This window comes from Parafrankia colletiae, from assembly GCF_001854655.1.
Taxonomy (GTDB): Bacteria; Actinomycetota; Actinomycetes; order Frankiales; family Frankiaceae; genus Parafrankia; species Parafrankia colletiae.
Genome location: NZ_MBLM01000003.1, coordinates 41,500 through 60,933, shown reverse-complemented (window position 1 = coordinate 60,933; position 19,434 = coordinate 41,500). Strand labels below are relative to the sequence as shown.

The window sequence follows — 19,434 nt, the reverse complement described above, 5'->3', positions numbered from 1 at the left end:
TCGACGCCATCACGGATAGTCCACCGGGGTGGTTGTGAGCCCCATGGCGGTGCTTCGCGTCAGCCGCGCCTGGCGCCGGGCCGTCCTAGGCTTGAGCCGTGAAGATTCGCATCGGAGTCGGTTTCGCCTCGGTGCCCGGCGGGGTGTTCGCGGAACGTGTCGACGTGCTCGAAAAGCTGGGTGTGGACTCGTTGTGGCTGTCCGAACAGCTTTCGACCGAGGCCGTCGACCCGCTCGCCGGAATGGCCTTTGCGCTCGGTCGTACGAGCACCCTCAAGGTGGGTACGAGCGTCGCGGTGCTCCCCGGCCGTAACCCCGTCCTGCTCGCCAAGCACCTCGCGACCCTGGCCGCGGTGGCTCCGCGGCGCGTGCTCCCCGTGTTCGGGCTCGCGCCGGCGCGAAGCGGCGACCGGGGAGCCTTCCCGGTGCCCGCCGGGAAGCGGGGGGCGGTGTTCGACGAGGCACTCCTGCTGCTGCGTCGACTGCTCGCCGAGGACTCCGTGACCTTCCACGGCGAGTTCTTCGACGTCACCGACATCGGGATCGGGGACCGCCCGGCCCGTCCGCTCGACGTCTGGCTCGGTGGCGCCGCACCGGCCGCCCTCCGCCGCATCGGCCGGTTCGGTGACGGCTGGCTGGCCAGCCTCGTCGATCCCGTCCAGGCCGCCGCCGGCATCACCGCGATCAACGAGGCCGCCGCGTCCGCCGGCCGACAGATCGACCCCGATCATTTCGGGCTGAGCCTGCGGATCACCTTCGGTGAGCTGCCCCCGGCGACGGTCGCGGCACTGCGGGCCCGGCAGCCGGACACCGATCCGGCGGATCTCGTCCCGCTCGGCTGGGCGGCGGCCCGCGACCTCATCGCCCGCTACACGGCTGCCGGTGTCAGCAAGTTCGTCGTGTATCCGGCCATCGGTGAGGCGGAATGGCCGGAGTTCCTGGACGGCTTCGTCCGCGAGCTGATGCCGCTGCAGACCTGACCGCGCGGCGGTCGGGGCCAGCCGGGTCAGGTGATGGTGGAGCCGCCGTCGACGACGAGGGTCTGGCCGGTGACGTAGCCGCCCGCGTCCGAGGCGAGGAAGATCAGCGCCGCCGTGAGCTCCTCGACGTTCCCGAACCGTCCCGCCAGGATCCTCTCCGTCCGGGACGCGAGGTAGGAGGGCTGGTACTGGTCGGTCATCTCGGTCTCGAAGAAGCCCGGCGCCAGCGCGTTCACCCGGATGCCGCGCCGGCCCGTCCACTGCTGGGCGAGGTCGCGGGTGAGCCCGAGCAGCCCGGCCTTGCTCGCCGAATAGGCGGCCTGCGGCAGCCCGCCGGTCTTGATGCCGAGCACGCTCGAGATGTTGATGATGCTGCTGCCCGGCTGCATGACCCGTGCGGCCGCCTGCGCCATCCAGTAGCAGCCGTTGAGGTTGACGTCGATGACGGACCGGAACTGCTCCGGGGACTCCCTGACCGCCGGGTAGGCCCAGCCGACCCCGGCGTTGTTGACCAGGATGTCGACGCGCCCGAAGGCGGTCATGGCCTCGTCCACGAGTCGTTGGCAGGCCTGCGGGTCGGCGACGTCGGTGCCGACGCTGATGGCGCGGCGGCCCTCCTTCTCGACCAGCGCCGCCGTGGCGGCCAGGCGGTCCGTGCGCCGCGCGCCCAGCGCGAGGTCCGCGCCGGCCTCGGCCAGCCCCCGCGCGAAGCCGACACCTAGGCCGGACGACGCACCGGTGAGGACGGCGACCTTGCCGTCCAGGCGGAATCTGTCCAGCACCGACATGTCAGCTCCTCGCCTCCGGGTAGTCCTCGGCGGTCCCGCCCGACGTGATCGGACGGTGTGCAGATGGCTACGTTCCGCCGCGGGCCGGTAGCTGGCCCGATGTTCCCGGAGCCCATGATTGTCGGCCCTGATGGGCCTCGGCCGCGACAGATCCGCGTACGCACCAGCGGATCTGGGCAGAACCAGGAGACGGAAACCAGGCCGCATGGTGCGAGTGGGCCGGCCGGAGGGACGGGCGGAGACGAGGGTGAAGGGCGATGGTCTCAGTGCGCGTAGCAGATGACTCCGTCAAAAATCGGTCCGCCACGGCACTTCCCCTTTGAGGCGACACACATCACAATCGTGGCCATCCTTCCTGGCCGGATTCGGCCGGGATGGCGCGGGCGGAGGAGGAGCCGTGGAGCAGGCGGAGGGGCGTCGACTCGCCACGCGGACGACGTCGGGCAGTCATGTGATCGTGGGCCTACGCGCCGGAGACGCCGGAGATCTCGCCGACGTCCTGCTGGCGGCGGAGCTCGCGGCGCGGATGGGTTCGCGACTGGTCGTCGTGGCTGTACGTGACCGTTGGTCACGGTGGGCGAGATGGTCCACCGGGATGTACGGCGCGTTCGGGATGGAGGGGGTCGCCTATGCGTYCCGCAGCGCCGAGCAGGAGGTCGACGACGAGTTCCAGCAGCGGGTCGCGGACGTCGTGAGCCTGGTGGACGTCGAGTGGACGCTGGAATGGGTCAGCGGATCCTGCGAGCGGGCAGCCCTGCGCTACGCCCGCCGCAACCCGACCGCGCTGATCATGTTCCGCCCGCCGTCGGCCCGGTAGGTGGCACCGGCGCCCTCCCGCCCGCCAGGGCCCACCGGGCCCTACGGCCCTGCGGGCCCTGGCGGGAGGGTTCAGCGACCGCCGGTGACGTCCAGGATGGCGCCGGTCGTGTACGAGGCGGCCGGCGAGCACAGCCACGCGACCGCCTCGGCGACCTCGTCGGCGCTGCCGGGGCGGCCCACCGGGATGCTGCTCGCCATGCGCGCGGGGCGGTCCGCGTCGCCGGTCGTCGCGTGGATGTCGGTGGCGATGATGCCCGGGCGCACCGCGTTCACCCGCACGGCCTCGCCCGCGACCTCACGGGCCAGACCCAGGGTGAAGGTGTCGACGGCCCCCTTGCTCGCCGCGTAGTCGACGTACAGCCCCGGGCTGCCGAGCCGGGCCGCCGCGGACGAGATGTTGACGATCGATCCGCCTGCCCCGCCGTGCCGGGTGGACATCCGGCGCACAGCCTCACCGGCGCACAGAATCGACGCGATCGCGTTGATGGTGAACATGCGGCTGAGCCGGTCGGCCGTCATCTCGTCCACCCGGGCCTGCCGGTCGGTGACACCCGCGTTGTTGATCAGCACGGTGAGTGGTCCCAGCCGGTCCGCCGTGGCGAACACCCCCGGGATGGACGCTGGATCGGCGATGTCCGCGCCGACGGCGACGGCCGGGGTCGGCTCATCCGTGATGCCGTGCTCGGCGCGGAACTGCCGGGCCGCCGCGTCACAGTCCCGGGCGACCGCCGCGGCGGCCTCCTGCTCGGCCCGGTAGGTGAGGCAGATCGTCCACCCGGCCCGTGCGAGCAGCCGGGCGCAGGCCGCGCCGATGCCACGGCTTCCACCGGTGACCACGGCGACGCCTCGGCCCGTTCCCGCCGCCGATGGTTGTGCATTCGCCATTCCGGTCCTCCGATCAGGTTCCGCTGCGCCCGCAGCGGCCGAACCGGCCGGCCTTTCCGGCACCTCCGGCACCTCCGGCACCTCCGGTTCCGGCTGGCTCGGTCGCCCGACGGGCACCATCCTCCCCGACCGGCTGCTCCGGACCCCGCCGAACTGGCCGGGGCACCGGATGAATCAGGCGGCGGAGCGCAGGTGCAGCCGGCGGCGCCGCGGACCCTTGCCACCGCCGGCCCGTCTCCGTCCTGGACCCGAGCCGTCCCGCTGCGCCTCCGCGGGTACGGCGCGCGCGGCAGGGACGGGCCGCGAGGCCGGCACAGGCATCGAGACGGTCACGGAGGCGGGCATCGAGGCGGGCAGCGCGGCGAGACGGAAGGCATGCACCTCGCCCACGCGGCCCTTCACCGGCTGCGGCCGCAGCGGAACCACAGCGTCGCTCGGCACTGCCGTCGCGGTCGCCGCGCTGAGGATCGTCTCGCCCGCCTCGGCCATCGTCTGCAGCCGCGCAGCCAGGTTCATGGTGTCGCCGACCAGGGTGTACTCCTGACGGGCGTCACAGCCCAGCAGGGCCGCGGCGACCTCCCCGGTGGAGACCCCGACACCCAGTCCGAACGGTGCCAGCCCCCGTGCGGTCCACCGCTCGTTCAGGCTGTTCTGCCGGTGGTGGATGGCGTCGGCGGCCCGCACCGCGCGCTCGCGGTGGTCGGTGCTCGGGTTCGGTGCGCCGAAGACGGCGATGACCGCGTCCCCGGCGTACTGCAGGACGGTGCCGCCCTCGGCCAGGATCGCCGCGTTCATCTCGCGCCGGTGCTCGTCCAGCTGGTGGGCCAGCACCATCGGATCGGTCCGCTGCGCAATGCCCGAGTAGCCGCGGACGTCCGACATGAGCACGGTGACGACGAGCCGTTCGGCCCGGCCGGCCGCCGCGGCGTCGTCGCGCAGCTTCTCCGCCAGGCCGCTCGGCAGCAGGCGGGCGAGCGCGGCGTCCTGCTCCTCGCGCTTCATCAGGGCCTCGTGCAGCATGCGCAGCCGGCGCAGCGCTCCGGCCTGGCCCGAGCTCGCATCCTGGGCGAGTCGGAGCAGCAGCGTGTCGATCGCCGCGTTCACGGCGGCGGGCGTGTCGCCGTGTCGGGCCGCGATGTCGGCGACGGGCCTCCCGTGGGCGACGTCGCGCAGCAGCTCCTCCTGGTCCGGGGTCAGCGTTCCGGATTCGCGGACAGGCGTCATCACGGCGGCGACGATGGCGGGGTCCAGCAGCGAACCCCCGGCGGCGACCTCACGGATGGCCCGCGCGAGCAGGTCCGGGTCGGCGACCCGTTCCTTGAGGAGATAGGCATAGCCTGACACGCCGTCACGGAGTAGTGCGATCGCGTAGTCGGGCTCGTCGTACTGGGAGAGGAGCACGATGCCCGTCGCCGGGCTCGCCGCGCGGATGCGCTGTGCTGCCCGGACGCCTTCGTCGGTGAAGTCGGGTGGCATGCGGATGTCGGTCAGGACGACGTCCGGGCGCAGCCGGCCCGCGGAGCGCACCAGGTCGTCGTGGTCGGCGGCCACCCCGACGACCGAAATGCCGGCGACCTGGGACAGCAGTGCCCGGACGCCCTCCCGCACGATGAGGTTGTCGTCGGCGAGCAGCACGGTGATGTGTCCCGTCCGTGCCCCGCTCGATGCGTCGGTGAGTGTGTCGCCCGTTGGTCCGTCGCCCGCCGTGCCGTTGCGCGCCATGGCACCATTCAGCCGGTTCACCACCCTCGGTGCCAGCAGGCCAGGGCCACCGCGGCAGGGGGTGCTGGCACCACCTCCGCGGGGCGGACTGCCTCCCCGGAGATGCCGGCGGCCTGCGTGGACACCCCGATCGGCGGTGCCCGGACGGTTGTCCCTCGGGCTGGCACCGTCCTGTCTGGAAGGCGACAGTCGATGCGGCCGCGGCACCCGGACCGGCCGTGCCACCGAGGCCGGGCACGGCCCGGGCCACCGGCGGCGGCGGTGCCGACTGCGCTGGTGGTGCAGGTGGTGTCGAGGCGTGGCGCGGGCGTCGGCTGCGCGCGCTGGCTCCTGACGGTGGGCCGGACCGTGTCGCGGCCGGGCGCCGGGGGCGGTGGCTCCAGGGCCGATCGGGGGGCTGGCACTACTGCATCTGATCGTTGCTCGGGCGAGACTCGGCTCAGGCGACCACTATGACGGTCCGGAGGGTTCCGATCGGGACGGCAGCGAGACGCGGAACTGTCGGACCCTTCGGTAACACTCTGGTTGTCGCTTCTGTGGCAGCGTGGTTTGTTCCGTTTGGCGGTGCCCGGAGTGACGCCGTGTTCGGGGTGAGCCGTGGACGGAGGAGGGAAACATGGCCGGTGCTTCTTCGGCCGCGCCGCCGCGGCGGTGGTGTGTGTTCGGGGCGCAGGCGATGCCGGGGCTCGTCCCGGTCGCTCTGCCGCCGGGCCGGGCCGTCTCGTCAGGGCCCTCGCCGGTCGTTCCCGTCGTTCCGGCCGCGGTGGTCCCGGCGCCTGCCCCGCCAGCCGATCAGGCCTCGGTCGGGCCGGTCGGGCCGGTCATGGTCGGGCCGGCTGCCGCCGGGGCAGCCGTCGCCGGGCCGGTCGCCGCTGGAGCGGAACTCGGGCGGTGGTCCGGCCGGGCCCGGCTGCGCCTGGTGCGCGTCGACCCCCGGATAGGGCTGATCCTCTACACGGTGGGGCAGGTCGCGCTGTTGGCGATGCTGTATGTCGGCTACGGGCTCAGCCGGCACCTGGCCACCGGGCGGGAGCCCGAGGCGCTCGGCAACGCGCTGGATGTCTGGCACCTCGAGCGGTTCCTCCACCTGCCGGACGAGGCGGTGCTGCAGGGAGCCGTGCTCGCCCACGAATGGATTCCACGCGGGGCGAACTGGTACTACGTCGGCATCCACTTTCCCGCGGCGATCCTTCTCCTGGTGTGGGTGTTCGCGCGGCACCGCGAGCACTGGCGCCGGGTCCGCAACGTGATCATCCTGGCTACCGGGGTCGGGCTGGTGATCCATCTGCTGTTCCCGCTGGCGCCGCCGCGTTTCCTGCCCGAGATGGTTCCCGCACTGCGGCTGGTCGACACCGGCGCGGTCCTGGGGCCGYCCCCGTACAGCGACGCGACAGACGGGGTGGCCAACCAGTACGCGGCGATGCCGAGCCTGCACGTCGGCTGGGCAGTGCTCGAAGCCTGGGCGGTGGTGACGATCCTGCGGCACCGGGCACGCTGGCTCGCGCTGATCCAGCCGCTGGCCACCGTGGCCGTCGTGGTTGTCACGGCGAACCACTACTGGCTGGACGGCATCGTGGGTGCCCTGCTCGTCGCGGGCGCGGTGATCCTGGTCGGCCGTCGCGGTCCGGGCACGGAGGCTCCCGCCGTGGTGAGTCGTGGCTTCCGCGCCCCCACGGCGCAACGAGCTGCGGCCCGGCTCGTTCCGCTGCCCGCGGACGGTTCGCGCGAGCCCCGGGGCGTGGTGGAGCCGTGCTCCGGGGGAGTGCCACCGGCATAGTCGTGGCCTGCCGGCGAGGATCAGCGCGTTCGCTGCACAGACTCGCCCGTCCGGCCGTACGAGGTCGAGGACCTGCGGATACCCGGGCTACCATGTGTCATTGTGTGACACATCGTTCACCGTCTGGGGGTTGTCGTTGGCAGGATATGCCGACGTCCCGCCTGGCAGTCTGCTCGACGCCGCGCCGGACGCGATTGTCGGGGTTCATCCCGACGGCCGGATCGCGCTGGTGAACGCGCAGGCCGAGCGCCTGTTCGGGTACCGGCGGGACGAGCTGGTCGGCCAGTCCGTCGAGATCCTCGTCCCGGAGGTGTACCGGGCCTCCCACCCGGCCAGGCGGGCGGTCTACCTGACTGATCCGCGGCCGCGGCCGATGGGCGCCGGCATGGAGCTCGCCGCGTTGCGCCGCGACGGGACCCGGTTCCCCGCCGAGATCTCGCTGTCGGCTGTCGAAACGGCTGAGGGGACGTTCGTCACGGCAGCGATCCGAGACGTCACCAGCCGCAAACGTGCCGAGGCGATGTTCYGGGGCCTGCTGGAGGCGGCGCCGGACGCGATTGTCGGGGTCCGTCCCGACGGCCGGATCGCGCTGGTGAACGCGCAGGCCGAGCGCCTGTTCGGGTACGACCGCGACGAGCTGGTCGGCAACTCGGTGGAGATCCTCGTCCCGGAGGGGACCCGCTCCCTGCATCCGCGACACCGTGACCGCTACTTCGAGGATCCGCGGCCACGGCCGATGGGCGCAGGCATGCAGCTGGCCGCCCGGCGTCGGGACGGTTCGGAGTTCCCGGCCGAGATCTCCCTTTCCGCCCTGGAGACCGAGGACGGGCTGCTCGTCTCCGCGGCCATCCGGGACGTGACCGACCGGCTGGAGGCCCAGGCCGAGCGGGAACGGCTGCGAGCCCAGGCCGAGCGGGAGCGGCTGGAGGTACAGCTCCACCAGTCGCAGCGGCTGGAAAGCCTCGGCCAGCTCGCGGGCGGCGTCGCCCACGACTTCAACAACCTGCTCGCCGTCATCATCAACTACACGGCGTTCGTCGGCGAGGTCGTCGGTGACGCCGCCAAGCTGCAGGGCGGCCGTTGGGAGTCCGCCCGCCGCGACATCGAGCAGGTCCAGCGGGCCGCAGACCGGGCCGCGCAGCTGACCCACCAGTTGCTCGCCTTCGGGCGCCGGGAGGTGGTGCAACCCCGCCCGCTCGACCTCAACGAGATCGTGCACGACATGGAGCAGCTCCTGCGCCGCACCCTCGGCGAGCATGTCGAGCTGCACACCCACGCCGACCCCGAGCTGTGGCCGGCGCTGGCCGACGTCGGACAGATCGAGCAGGTGCTGGTCAACCTCGCGGTCAACGCCCGGGACGCGATGACCGGCGGCGGCACGCTGACCATCGACACGTCCAACGTGCGGGTCGACAAGGACACGGCCGCGCTGAAGCCAGGGCTGCGCCCGGGACGCTTCGTGCATCTGCGGGTCAGCGACAGCGGCACCGGGATGTACCCGGAGGTGATCGCGCGGGCCTTCGAGCCGTTCTTCACGACGAAGGCGAAGGGCGAGGGCTCCGGGCTCGGGCTGGCGACCGTCTACGGCATCATCACGCAGGCGGGTGGGCACGTGGAGATCATTTCGACGGTGAACGTCGGCACCACGGTGAGTGCCATGCTGCCGGCCATCGAGGGCGAGGTGCCGCTGGCCGAGGAGCTTCCGGCCAGCGGGGAACTGTTCGGCGGCGAAACAATCATGGTTGTCGAGGACGAGCCGGCGATGCGGGAGCTCACCCGGCGCATCCTCGCCCGCAACGGTTATCAGGTGGTCATCGCCCGTAGTGGGCCCGAGGCGATCTCGTTGGCCTCGACCACCAGAGACGAGATCCACCTGCTGCTGACCGATGTCGTCATGCCCCAGGTACTCGGTCGGGAGGTCGCGGAGCGGATCAGCCGGCGGCGCCCGCAGCTGCGGGTCCTCTACATGTCCGGCTACGCCTACCCCATCCTCGCGCAGAACGGAACGCTCGAGCCCGGGCTGGCCCTGCTCACCAAGCCCTTCTCCGAGCGGGTGCTGCTGTCGAAGGTGCGGGAGGTCCTCGACGCACCCCCGACGGTCAGGCCCGCCTACGGCAAGCCGGCGTCCGGCGGGCACGTGAGGCCGACGGACAGCGGCTGAGCTGGTCGGCCTTTGCCTTGTCTGGCCCCTGCTCCCGCCTCCCGCCTCGCGGCTCGCCGGCTAGCGGGGCCGAGCACTGCGGCGGGGCAGCCGTACCATGGCCGACCACGCGCCCGTCGCGGAGTCGGCCCGAAGCTGCGCGCCGAGCAGCTCGGCCACCGGCCGCAGCCGCTCCAGCCAGCTCGCCGCGCTGTCCCTCGGGATGATGTCCTCTGGCGTGCCCTCGTCCGCTGCGGCATCGTTGGCCGGGCCGGGGCCGTCCGCCCCGGCGGGTGCCGGTGTTCCGCTGGTGGGGCTCGCCCTGGCCGTGAGATCAGGGGCGTAGGGCTGCGTCGCGGTCGCCGCGTACGCGACGCGCAGCGCCAGGTTGACGCCTTCCGGGCTGGACCGGATCGCCACCAGGGCACGCGCGGCCTGGTGGATGGGGTCGCTTTCCTGGAGCAGGAGCTGGACGGTGGCGAGCAGGACGGCGACCTCCCCGAGGACGGGCGGGGAGGAGTCGATGTCCAGGCTGATGTACAGCCGCTCCACGAGCACGCCTTCCACCCGCTGGGTCAGGCCCAGCTCCAGCATCTGCCGGGGGCTGTTGCCCGGCCGGAACGGTGGTGGCGGCCGGTGCAGGGTGGCGGTGGTGTCGCGCAGCCGGGTCTCGATCTGCGCGATCCGCTCCGCCGTGTCCTCGGGCAGGCCGCGGCGCAGACTCGCGAGGGACAGCAGGATCCCGGTGATGTCCTGCATCGGCCCGTCATGGAGCGCGTCGGTCAGCGCCCGGTTCTCGCGTTCCTGCAGTGCGATCATGAGGAAGAGCAGGCGCTCGGCGGCGGCCTGCGGCGGCCCGACCGTTCCGGGCCGGCTCACCCGGCCCGCCCGGGGCGCACACCGTCCCGCGGGCCGTTCTCGGTGGGACGGCGCCCGGCCAGGCCGTTCACCGCATCGAGCAGGTCGTCCGCCCGGAACGGCTTGAGGAGAACGGCCACGTCGTCAGGCCTGGGATCCGCGACGGCACCGGTGAGAACCAGGCAGCGCCGGGACACCAGCGGGTCCTGCGCACGCAGCTGGTCAAACAGCTCGGTGCCGCGTTCCGGACCGAGACGGGTGTCGATGATGACGGCGTCGAACTCCAGCGGCCGCAGCGCTAGGGCCCCGGCGATGTCGCCGGCGGTGGCGACCGACCACCCACCGTCGGAGAGCACCCGGGCTGCCAGCACCCTGATCATCTCCTGGTCGTCGACCACCAGAGCCCGTGGACGGGCAGGCGCAGGTGCCTCGCCACTGCATGGGTTCCGCACGCGCCACCTCGGTCGCCTTCAACCAGGTCATCACCATCGCCTGCCGGCCGGACGGCGACACGATACGGCACAGCCCCGCCACTGGATGACGCAGCCGTGCAACCACGTATCGCGATGTGCCAGCATTGGTCACCATACGTGCTCGGTGCCGGTGTGCGGCGACCGTGTGTCGGAATCCGTCGCCGGTCGCTGGCGCGCCGTGGCCGGCAACGGGGTCGGGGTCGGCGTCGGGGCCGGGACGGCCGAGGGCCAGGCCTGGTCCGGGGCTCGCGGCGGCGGCGCAGGCGGGCCGGTCGTCGGTCGTCCGCCGCCGCTGGCCCGCTTCGATTCGTACATGGCGGCGTCGGCGAGCCCGATGACGGCCTGCGGGTCCGCCAGCCCGCGGGACAGGGCCACGCCCACCGTCGCGCCGATCGAGACCTGATGCCCGTCCGCGATGATCGGCTCGCGGACCACGGCGGCGATCTGGTCCGCGGCGTGCCAGGCAACGGTCTCCACGTCCAGCCCGCCGGTGAGGGCGGTGCTGGGTCCGGTCAGCACGGCGACGAACTCGTCGCCGCCGATCCGGAAGACCGCGCCGCGCTCGGGCCGGTACCAGGACCCGCTCGCGTTCCGGCGCAGCCAGGACGACGGCCGGTGCAGCCGCCGGCGCTCCTCCCCGCTCCACCCGTCGGTGGCGGCGTCCGCGAGGGTGGTGGCGTCTGCGTCGGTGGCGGCGTCCACGCCCGCCCGCCCGTCGCCGGGCGCACCGCCCGGTCCACCGCCGGGCGCCGCCCCGAGGGAGAGGCCTCCGGCCGCACCGGCGAGGGCACTGTCCTGGTCGGCGGCGATGACCTGCTGGATCCTGCCGGCCGTCACCCGCAGTACGTGGTCACCAGCCGCGTGCCCGAACCGGTCGTTGACGGGTTTGAACGCGTCGAGGTCGATGAGGAGGATCGCGAAGGCGTCCTGGTCACGTGCGATCATCTCGAGGTACTCGGCGAGCGCGGCCCGGTTGGGCAGGCCGGTGAGCGGGTCGTGCCGCGCCCTGCGGCGGGCCTGTTCGGTGAGGCCGCGCCGTTCCCCGATCTCCCGGCAGGTCAGGACGGGCACACGCGGCCGGCCGGCAGCGGCCGTCGCCTCCCAGATCGCGGCCTCGATGTCGAACCATCGATAGCTGCCGTCATGGGCCTTGAGCCGGACGTCCTGGATCAGCGATGCGTCCGGCGGCGCGGCCATGGCCCCGGAGTCACCGCCCGCGGCGCTGCCCGTGAACGGCTGTGTCTGGAGGCCGCTGCCGGGCCCGGTAAGGAAGGCAGCGACGGCCCGCTGGTCCTCGGGGTGCACGTACCGCAGGAGATCATGGCCGATCATCGCCCGCCTGTCCCGGCCCAGCAGGCGGTCGACCGCGGAGCTCACGAAGGTCAGCCGCCTGTCCCGGCTGAGGAGGATGACGATGTCGTGGGCGCCGTGCAACAGGATCTCGAGCTGCTCGAAGTCCTGCCGGATGGCGCGTTCCCTGCGCCGGTTGGCGACGGCCAGCCCGAGCACGGTGACGCCGATGATGCCGAAGAGGAGCCCGTCTCTCGTCGGGCGGTGCTCGAGCGTGCTCACCTCGACCAGGTCGGCGGTCTGGTCGAGCAGCACGTACCCGCCGTTCGGAATGCTGGCCGCGACGGCGATCGTGCCCGGCCCGCCGCGGGAGCGTATCCGCATGGGACTGCCGGGGCCGATACGCCGAAGCTCGGCCGGGTCGACCAGAACCTGCCCGAGCAGCGACTCGTCCCAGGAGAGGATCGCCTGCCCGTTCCGGTCGAGGACGGAGACGCCGCCCTCCCCGACATCGCTGGACAGACCGTCCGTCGTGCGCAGCATCTGGGCGGCGGGCAGCACGCTGGTGGGACACATCATCAGCTGGGCCCGGGTCACACCGCCACGCAGGATCGGGACGACAGTGCAGATCTGGTGGCGATCGCCGACGTGCACCAGTGGTGTCAGTGCCCCGCCATGGCTGGAGATGCTCCAGAACGGGTCCAGCGGCACGATCGGCACCTGCGCGCCGGGTGGTTCCACCGCCAGCGGCTCGCCGATCGGGTTGACGATCGCGAGGAGCGAGCTGGGGCCGCCGATCGGCGCCGACGTCATGGCCTGCAGGGATGCGGTCAGCGAAGCGCGATCGTCGATCTCCCAGGGAAAATCCGAGACGGCGCCGGTCAGCCGGCTGGGGTCGCTGAGGTCGTGGGCGTACTCCGTCAGATGCCCCACCAGGTCTGAGCCGGCCTCCAGCCGCTCCTTCTGCGTCCTGTCACGGGCCGCGGCCTCCAGCACCAGGCTGCTGACCAGGATGCCGACGAGCACGACGACCGCGGTGGCGGACGGGATCACCTCCGTGAGCCGTCGCCACCCGTCCGGCGGGCGCGGCGTGTTCCCGGCCAGGCCGCCGCGCGCGAGTGGGCGACCCGGCGGTACGCCGGCACCTGGGTCGTCCGCCGCCGGCCCGAGCGTGGCCCCCGGCGTCGCCCCGGGGGCTGGCACGGACGGGTCGATCGGAGCGCCCGGATCGTCCGGTGCGGGGTCCGCGGCATCGACGATGCTGATCGCGTAGCGGCCCCGCCCGCCCGCCTTCGCCTGGTACATCGCCTCGTCCGCGGCCCGCAGCAGGTGCGTGGGGCGRCACGGCGTCCGGGCGACCGCGACACCGATGCTGGCCCCGACGACGACCTGCRCGGAACCGAGGCCGATCGGTTCCCGCAGTGTCCGGCCGAGACGCTCGGCGACGCGGCCCGCGGTCTCCCCGTCGGCGCCCGGGAGGAGGACTCCGAACTCGTCGCCGCCGAAGCGRCTGGCTGTCGCCCTGCCGGGGAACGCCGTGACCGACTGGGTGGCAGGCAGAACCGCGGCCAGTCGTTCCGCGACGACGGCGAGCACCTGGTCGCCGGCGGCGTGCCCGTAGATGTCGTTGATCGGTTTGAAATGATCAAGATCGATGAACAGCAGGGAGACGGTGTCGTCGGGTGACCCTTCCTCGAGCGCGGCCGCCAGACGTTCGTCGAACGTCGCCCGGTTCGCCAGACCGGTCAGCGGATCATGCCCGGCCTGGAAGCCGAGTTCGTCCAGAAGTTCCTTGCGCCGCTCGATCGGATGACAGGTCAGGATCACCTGGCACGGGTCGGCGCGGCCGCTGAGCCGCCAGGCGGAGATGTCGAACCACCGCTCGCCGCCGCCGGAGAGCAGCCGGACGTTCATGACAGGTGCGGGAGACTGCTCGGTCAGCAGCGCTGTGACGCGGAGGATGTCCGCGGGGTGCACCAGCCCGGCGAGTGGTCGCCCGCGCAGCGCGGCGGGCTGGCGGCCAAGCAGGGACTGCACCGCCGGGCTGATGTACTCCAGGCGGCCCCCGACCGACACGGTCATCACGATGTCGCGGGTCGCCGCCAGGATCGAGCGTAGATCGTCACGCCGCCGGCGGGTGCGGTTCTCGTCGCGCAGGCCGACGACGGCGATGGAGAGGACCGCCACCATCGTCACTGCGAGCAGGGTGAGGTTGCGGTGGGACCGCTGTGCCCGCAGCGCCCCGTACAACTGGTCGGTCGGCTGCACCAGATAGGTGGTGTAGCCGGTTGTCGGCTGGGTCGCGGCGATGTGGGTCAGGCCGTCGTCGCCACCGGTGGACCAGGCCCGGGGCTGCCCGGCGGCCCGGACCGTCCGATGCAGCTCGGAACGATCGATGATCTGCTTACCGACGGCTGTGCCGTCGGTCGAGATCACCACGACCCCGTTCGGGTCGACGGTCGAGAGCGAGCCRCCGTCGCGCAGCCGCACCAGCGCACCGATCGCGGTGCCGAGCTGCTGGTTCGACTGCTCGGTGGAGACACTCACCAGTACTGCCCAGGGTGCCTGGCCGCCGACCGGGACGACGGTTGCGCGCACGACCCTGTCGCCGAGCCGGAACGCCGGTGAGACGGCGTCGTCGCCGTTCCAGGCGGTTTCCCAGGCCGGCCCGAGATCCCCGATCCGGAGCCTCTCCTGGGTGGGACGGACCGCGAGAGGCTTCTCGGACCGGTCGATCAGGGCGACGACCTGGGTGGCGTCGCTGGCGGCGGTGAGCTGGAAACGTGCCATGAGCTGGTCGTTGAGTGCCGGGTTGTCGCGGTCGAAGTCGGTCCGGTCGACGGCCGTCCGCAGGCGCGCCGGGTCGTTGACGTCGGACTCCCAGCTGGCGATGTTCCTTATCAGGCTCGTGCGGGCCGCCAGCCGGTTCTCCTCGGCTCCGTCGAGCCAGTGGTTGCCTCCGACCAGCGCCACGCAGCTGAGGACGAGAACGGCCGTGAGCCCGCTCGCGAGCGGCCAGCTGACCAGGAACCTCGATGCCGGTGACCGCCGGCTCGCGTGCCGGGCACGTCGGGCCCGCGGCCGCGCGTGTACGCCAGCCGCAGCTCGGCGCCGCCGGTAGACCATCCTCATCCGCCAGAATCCGTTCACATCTCCGCCGCTGTAGCGTCGGCCCCCTGCCGGGAGTGATCCCTGTGACGGTATTGGTTTTGCCCGCCGAATCCCGGTAGAGGAAGAGCATACGAGCGTCCTTGCCCAGAGTTTCACCCGCGGGCAGGTCGGCGCGGTTTGTCGGTGACTCCGACGCTGGCAGGCCATATCGGTGGCGGCGGGAATCCGCCAGGTCGGGGGCGCCGCAGGATCCATTCGCGGTGGCCGGATGGGCTGACGGACAATCGACTACGGGGATCCAGCGGTCACATCGAGGTCACATCTACAAATGGGCCGAGCCGTCGGCATGCGTCGACTGGCCAGCTCGGAGGACGGTTCGGATACCGGGCGGGCCGACCCGTGCCCTGAATGACCGGTTCCGCGCGGCTGGTGTTCGTGGCCGGGTAGCGGTTGCCTCGCGGGGTCCTGGGACGTCCACTCCGGGTGCACGTGGCCCGGTGGCCGGGTCGAGCGTCGAACCGCTCGGCCGCCGCCGGAGGCTGGAGATGTGAAGCTCCCCGCGATCAGACGATGTCGCAGCGGCGCCTGGTGCTCCTCGTGTCTCCTTTCACGCCCCGGATAGAAGCTATCCGTAATCTTGATCATCAGGTGTGTTGTGGGCGGCGGCGCGGCGGGGGCGGGCTCGAGGCGGGCCGCGGGACGCAGAAAGACCTGTTCACGGCCATCGGGGAGCAGGCGCGGAACGGTGGGCGGAGCGGTTCTGTCGGTGTGACGCTGTGCGACTGGTGCCGGGCAGTCAAGCGGGAAACGCCTGCGGAGCGGTCGGCCCGCTGGATTGCGCCCGATGTTCGTAAGCTCCCATGTGGTAGAAACTACCCAGTCGAAAGCCGCCGGGTCCCGCGGCCTCATATAGCTCGCGCGCCCCACATCGGCGTCCAACACAGACCGATGGTTGCCCCGGGCGCGGTCGCATATCGGTAAACTCTCTCCGTCCTGTGTCGGCGAAGAGACAGGTGCCGCATTCAGTGATGGTGGGCGCGTGGACTTCTCGCGGCCCGCTCTTCGTCATGTCGGCCGGTGAACGTCCGGCTGATGGTGGTTTGCTGGATTGTCATTCGCGTCAACTGGGTCGCATGGAACGCGTCGTGATGGGTGCCGGCTATCTGTGCGTCGCCCAGCGATTTCTGCTGCCCACGCGGTGYGGAGCCCACGCGGTGCATCGRCCGCCACTGGATGCGGCGGGATGACGGTCGCCTGATCGGGCTGGTCCGTTGGAGGTGAATCGCGCGCGCGTTGCTGTCCGAAGACGCGAACAATGCTTCACTCCTTGTGTGCCCTACCGCCGTACTGCCACTGTGGATGACCGGTTGGCTGCAGCTCGTGAGCGACTTCTTGTGGCGGCCACCGRGCTCGTCGCCCGGGCCGGTTGGAGCGGCGCCTCCGTGACGGCCGTTGCTGCGGCGGCGGAGATGTCGGTTGGCTCGGTCTACCAGCACTTCCCGTCGAAGTCCGCGCTCGTGTGCGAGGTCTTCCGGCGGGCCGCGGCGCAGGAGGTGGTCCTGCTGTCGGCGGTCGCCGCCGTATCGGTGCCGGCCGACCTCATGGACGTCCTGGAGGCGGCCGGCACCGTCGGCGGTGATGGTTCGCCGGACGAGGGCGGCGCGGATGGGCCGGGGATGACGCTGTCCGTCGTGTATGGCGGTGAGCCGGGGAAACGGCTCGCAGCTGTGGCAGGTGATGCTCGGGAGACGGCCAGAGCGGTGGGCGACCCGGTGGACCGTCTGGTGCTTGCGGTGGCCCTGTTCGCCCGCCGTGCGCTGGCCCGGCGTGGGCTCACGCATGCGTTGCTGGTGGGGCCGTCCGATCCGGCGGCGGAAGTGGAACGGCTGATCTTCCGCCGCCGGTACCGGGACGTGTTCGCCGTTCTGGTCGGTGAGGGCGTGGAGGCGGGCATCCTGCCGGTGCAGGATCCGATGATGTCGGCGACCGCGTTGACCGGAGCGATCGGCGAGGTGGTCGTCGGCCCGCTCTCGATGGCTGAGGAGCTGCCGCGGGATGGGCGGGACGTCGAGTGGATCGTCCGGGCGGTGGTGGCGATGGCGCTGAGATGCGTCGGTGCCGGCCCCATGGTGCGCGGCTGGGGGAGTGTCGAGGCCGCGCACGGGTAGGCCCCGCGGCAGCCCATGCAGCCCATGCAGCCGCGCACGATTGGATCACTGCAGGGCTCGGTACCACTGCAGCCATGGAGCAGGTGGGCGAGGATTTCCCTGCGGCTGGCGGCGGGCAGGGCGCTGCCCGCCGCCAGCCGCAGGAGCGGGTCGGGAGGCTGGGATGACGACGTTCGGTGCAGGTCCGACCCACCGGGTGACCAACCAGCCTCCGCCGCTGGTCGGCCACGATGTCGCCGCTGACCTGCCGCTGCTGGAGGCGCTGGAGCGCGAGGGCGCCGGTGGCCACGCCGCCGAGCTGCATCGGCTCGGCCGGCTCGCGGGCGGTGCCGAGGCGCAGCGGTGGGGGGATGAGGCGAACCGGTACGAGCCGGTGCTGCGGACGCATGACCGGTACGGCAACCGGATCGACGAGGTGGACTTCCACCCGGCCTGGCACGAGCTGCTCGGGGTCGCCGTGGGCGCCGGGCTGGCCGGGTCGGCGTGGGCAGCGGACGAGGCGGGCGCCCATGTCGCGCGGGCGGCCGGGCTGCTGGTGTGGGGGCAGGTCGAGCACGGCCACCTCTGCCCCGTCTCGATGACCTATGCCGCCGTGCCGGTCCTACGCGCCAGCGCCGGATCGGCCGCAAGCTACCTCCCGGGCCTGACCAGCTCGGTCTACGATCCCGGGCTGCGCACGCCCCGGTCCAAGCAGGGCCTGCTCGCCGGCATGGGAATGACCGAGAAGCAGGGCGGTTCGGACGTCCGCACGAACGAGACCAGGGCCACCCCGGTCGGTGACGGGGCCTACCTGCTGCGCGGGCACAAGTGGTTCACCAGCGCGCCGATGAGCGACCTGTTCCTGGTGCTCGCGCAGGCACCAGGGGGCCTGTCGTGCCTGCTGGTCCCGCGGGTGCTGCCGGACGGCAGTCGTAACCCGTTCCTGATCCAGCGGCTCAAGGACAAGCTCGGCAACCGCAGCAACGCCAGCGCCGAACCGGAGTTCGACGGCACGCTCGCCCACCTCGTCGGCGAGGAGGGGCGAGGCGTCCGCGCGATCATCGACATGGTCGCGCTGACCCGGCTGGACTCCGCGGTCGGCACGGCGGCCGGGATGCGCGCGGCGCTGGTGGCGGCTGCGCATCACGTGCGGCACCGGCGAGCCTTCGGGGCTTTGCTCATTGACAAGCCACTGATGCGCAACGTCCTGGCGGATCTCACGCTGGAATCCGAGGCGGCGATCACGTTGGTGATGCGGGTGGCCGGCGCGGTGGACCGGGCCGAGAAGGGCGATGACGAGGAGCGGGCCTTCCGACGTCTGGCAACCGGGCTCGCCAAGTACTGGCTGTGCAAGCGGCAGCCGGTGATGGTCGCCGAGGCGCTCGAATGCCTTGGCGGCAACGGCTACGTGGAGGATTCCGGCATGCCCCGGCTCTACCGTGAGGCACCGCTGAACGGCATCTGGGAGGGCTCGGGCAACGTCAACGCTCTGGATGTGCTGCRTGCACTGGTCCGCGAGCCGGCGAGCCTGGCCGCCTACGCACGCGAGGTCGACGCGGCGGCCGGCGCGGACCGACGCCTCGACGAGGCCTGGCGCCAGCTGCGTGCCGAGCTCGACGCCCTCCTGGGCGGTGCGGCCGGCGAGCGGGCCGAGCTCGACGTCGAGCTGATCGCACGCCGTCTCGTCGAACGGCTGGCGCTTGTCCTGCAGGGCGCACTTCTGGTGCGGTACGCGCCGCCCGCGATCGCGGATGCGTTCTGCGTAGCCCGGGTGGGCGGTGACGCCGGACTCGCCTTCGGCACTCTTCCGCCCGGCCTCGACCTCGACGGCGTCCTCGGGCGGATCCCGGCCGCCGTCGCCTGAGCGGCCCCTTTGCCGCCTTCGGTGATCCGTTGGCGCCGGTCGACCCGGCGATCGACCGAGCACGGAGAGTTGCACTCATGGGTGTGACAGTCGCTTGATGTGACTTTGGTCGGTACGTCCGGTCCTATCCTCACTCTGGACAGTTTGTTGCGATCCAAGTCTCGCACTGCTGGAAACGCAATGTAGTTTTCGCGTAACGCGAGGTGATGGGCCGCCTCCTAGGCTGAGCCGCGTCGCCTGCCTCCGGGGGTGTGATGATCGTCTTCTTTCTCGCTGTGGCCTGCCTGGTGGTCCTCGCCGGGTTGCTCGGCCTGGTGCGAGGCGTTGCCGAATGGGCGTGGATCCGTGACCGCCGGACCGCCGGGATGGTCACCGGGGCCGGCCTTGCCCTGGTCCTGGCGCTGAGCGCGCTCGCCATCCGCTTCGGCGGCTCGAGCGAGCCCGTCGCCACGGCCCGGCCGGTCGAACCGGACGTCCCGCGGCCCAAGGGGGTCGATCCCGGGGTGTCGGCATCCCCCCGGTCGGCCGCGCCGCCCGCGCCGTCCGCGAGCGGATCGCAGCCCTCCTCGACCGGCCCGGA

The 19,434-nt window shown here is 72.1% G+C and carries 12 protein-coding genes; 6 read left to right on the top strand and 6 right to left on the bottom strand.

Translation table 11 applies throughout. From position 1 onward, the window contains the following. Positions 1-98 precede the first annotated feature (98 nt). Complete coding sequence (locus CC117_RS02580; RefSeq protein ID WP_071082120.1) at positions 99-980, top strand: TIGR03854 family LLM class F420-dependent oxidoreductase; 882 nt, start codon at positions 99-101, stop codon at positions 978-980. A 26-nt stretch (positions 981-1,006) separates the two neighbouring features. Here CC117_RS02580 and CC117_RS02575 read toward each other — a convergent pair whose 3' ends face one another. Next, positions 1,007-1,768 carry an SDR family NAD(P)-dependent oxidoreductase gene (locus CC117_RS02575; protein ID WP_071082118.1) on the bottom strand — a complete coding sequence of 254 codons (762 nt, stop codon included), beginning with the start codon at positions 1,766-1,768 and terminating at the stop codon, positions 1,007-1,009. A 397-nt stretch (positions 1,769-2,165) separates the two neighbouring features. Here CC117_RS02575 and CC117_RS02570 point away from each other — a divergent pair, with 397 nt between their 5' ends. Continuing rightward, the gene (locus CC117_RS02570) at positions 2,166-2,585 is read left to right on the top strand and encodes a hypothetical protein (RefSeq protein ID WP_241829768.1); all 420 of its coding nucleotides are present in this window, start codon (positions 2,166-2,168) and stop codon (positions 2,583-2,585) included. 71 nt (positions 2,586-2,656) lie between these two features. On the opposite strand, the gene CC117_RS02565 is transcribed toward CC117_RS02570, so the two are convergent. Together CC117_RS02565 and CC117_RS02560 are read right to left on the bottom strand one after the other, a co-directional pair. Further along, positions 2,657-3,472: an SDR family oxidoreductase gene (locus CC117_RS02565; protein ID WP_071082115.1), complete on the bottom strand. Its 816-nt coding sequence runs from the start codon at positions 3,470-3,472 to the stop codon at positions 2,657-2,659. A 174-nt stretch (positions 3,473-3,646) separates the two neighbouring features. Next, positions 3,647-5,215 (bottom strand): response regulator, encoded by a 1,569-nt coding sequence (locus CC117_RS02560; protein ID WP_241829766.1) that lies wholly within the window; start codon positions 5,213-5,215, stop codon positions 3,647-3,649. 595 nt (positions 5,216-5,810) lie between these two features. On the opposite strand from CC117_RS02560, the gene CC117_RS02555 reads away from it, so the two are divergent. Both CC117_RS02555 and CC117_RS02550 read left to right on the top strand, forming a co-directional pair. Beyond that, positions 5,811-6,971 carry a phosphatase PAP2 family protein gene (locus CC117_RS02555; protein WP_241829765.1) on the top strand — a complete coding sequence of 387 codons (1,161 nt, stop codon included), beginning with the start codon at positions 5,811-5,813 and terminating at the stop codon, positions 6,969-6,971. 136 nt (positions 6,972-7,107) lie between these two features. Beyond that, entirely contained in the window at positions 7,108-9,132 is a 2,025-nt protein-coding gene (locus tag CC117_RS02550; RefSeq protein WP_071082267.1) for a hybrid sensor histidine kinase/response regulator, read from the top strand. Between the two features lie 60 nt (positions 9,133-9,192). On the opposite strand, the gene CC117_RS02545 is transcribed toward CC117_RS02550, so the two are convergent. The 3 genes from CC117_RS02545 to CC117_RS02535 all read right to left on the bottom strand — a co-directional run bounded on the left by CC117_RS02545 (position 9,193) and on the right by CC117_RS02535 (position 14,864). Then, positions 9,193-9,990: a sensor histidine kinase gene (locus tag CC117_RS02545; RefSeq protein WP_071082112.1), complete on the bottom strand. Its 798-nt coding sequence runs from the start codon at positions 9,988-9,990 to the stop codon at positions 9,193-9,195. Beyond that, a complete protein-coding gene (locus CC117_RS02540) occupies positions 9,987-10,367 on the bottom strand; it encodes a response regulator (RefSeq protein ID WP_018639195.1) in 381 nt (126 codons plus the stop codon). The genes CC117_RS02545 and CC117_RS02540 overlap by 4 nt, the downstream gene beginning before the upstream one ends. A gap of 183 nt (positions 10,368-10,550) precedes the next feature. Further along, positions 10,551-14,864, bottom strand: coding sequence for a diguanylate cyclase domain-containing protein (locus CC117_RS02535; RefSeq protein WP_241829764.1), 4,314 nt, complete (start codon positions 14,862-14,864; stop codon positions 10,551-10,553). A gap of 1,256 nt (positions 14,865-16,120) precedes the next feature. On the opposite strand from CC117_RS02535, the gene CC117_RS33995 reads away from it, so the two are divergent. After that, positions 16,121-17,011 carry a TetR family transcriptional regulator gene (locus CC117_RS33995; protein WP_256385341.1) on the top strand — a complete coding sequence of 297 codons (891 nt, stop codon included), beginning with the start codon at positions 16,121-16,123 and terminating at the stop codon, positions 17,009-17,011. Between the two features lie 163 nt (positions 17,012-17,174). Further along, entirely contained in the window at positions 17,175-18,854 is a 1,680-nt protein-coding gene (locus tag CC117_RS02520) for an acyl-CoA dehydrogenase family protein (RefSeq protein WP_071082111.1), read from the top strand. Positions 18,855-19,434 lie beyond the last annotated feature (580 nt).

Coding starts and splice junctions, on each gene's coding strand:
- CC117_RS02565 (WP_071082115.1), bottom strand. CDS start 3,472: ATGGCGAATGCACAACCATCGGCGGCGGGAACGGGCCGAGGCGTCGCC.
- CC117_RS02575 (WP_071082118.1), bottom strand. CDS start 1,768: ATGTCGGTGCTGGACAGATTCCGCCTGGACGGCAAGGTCGCCGTCCTC.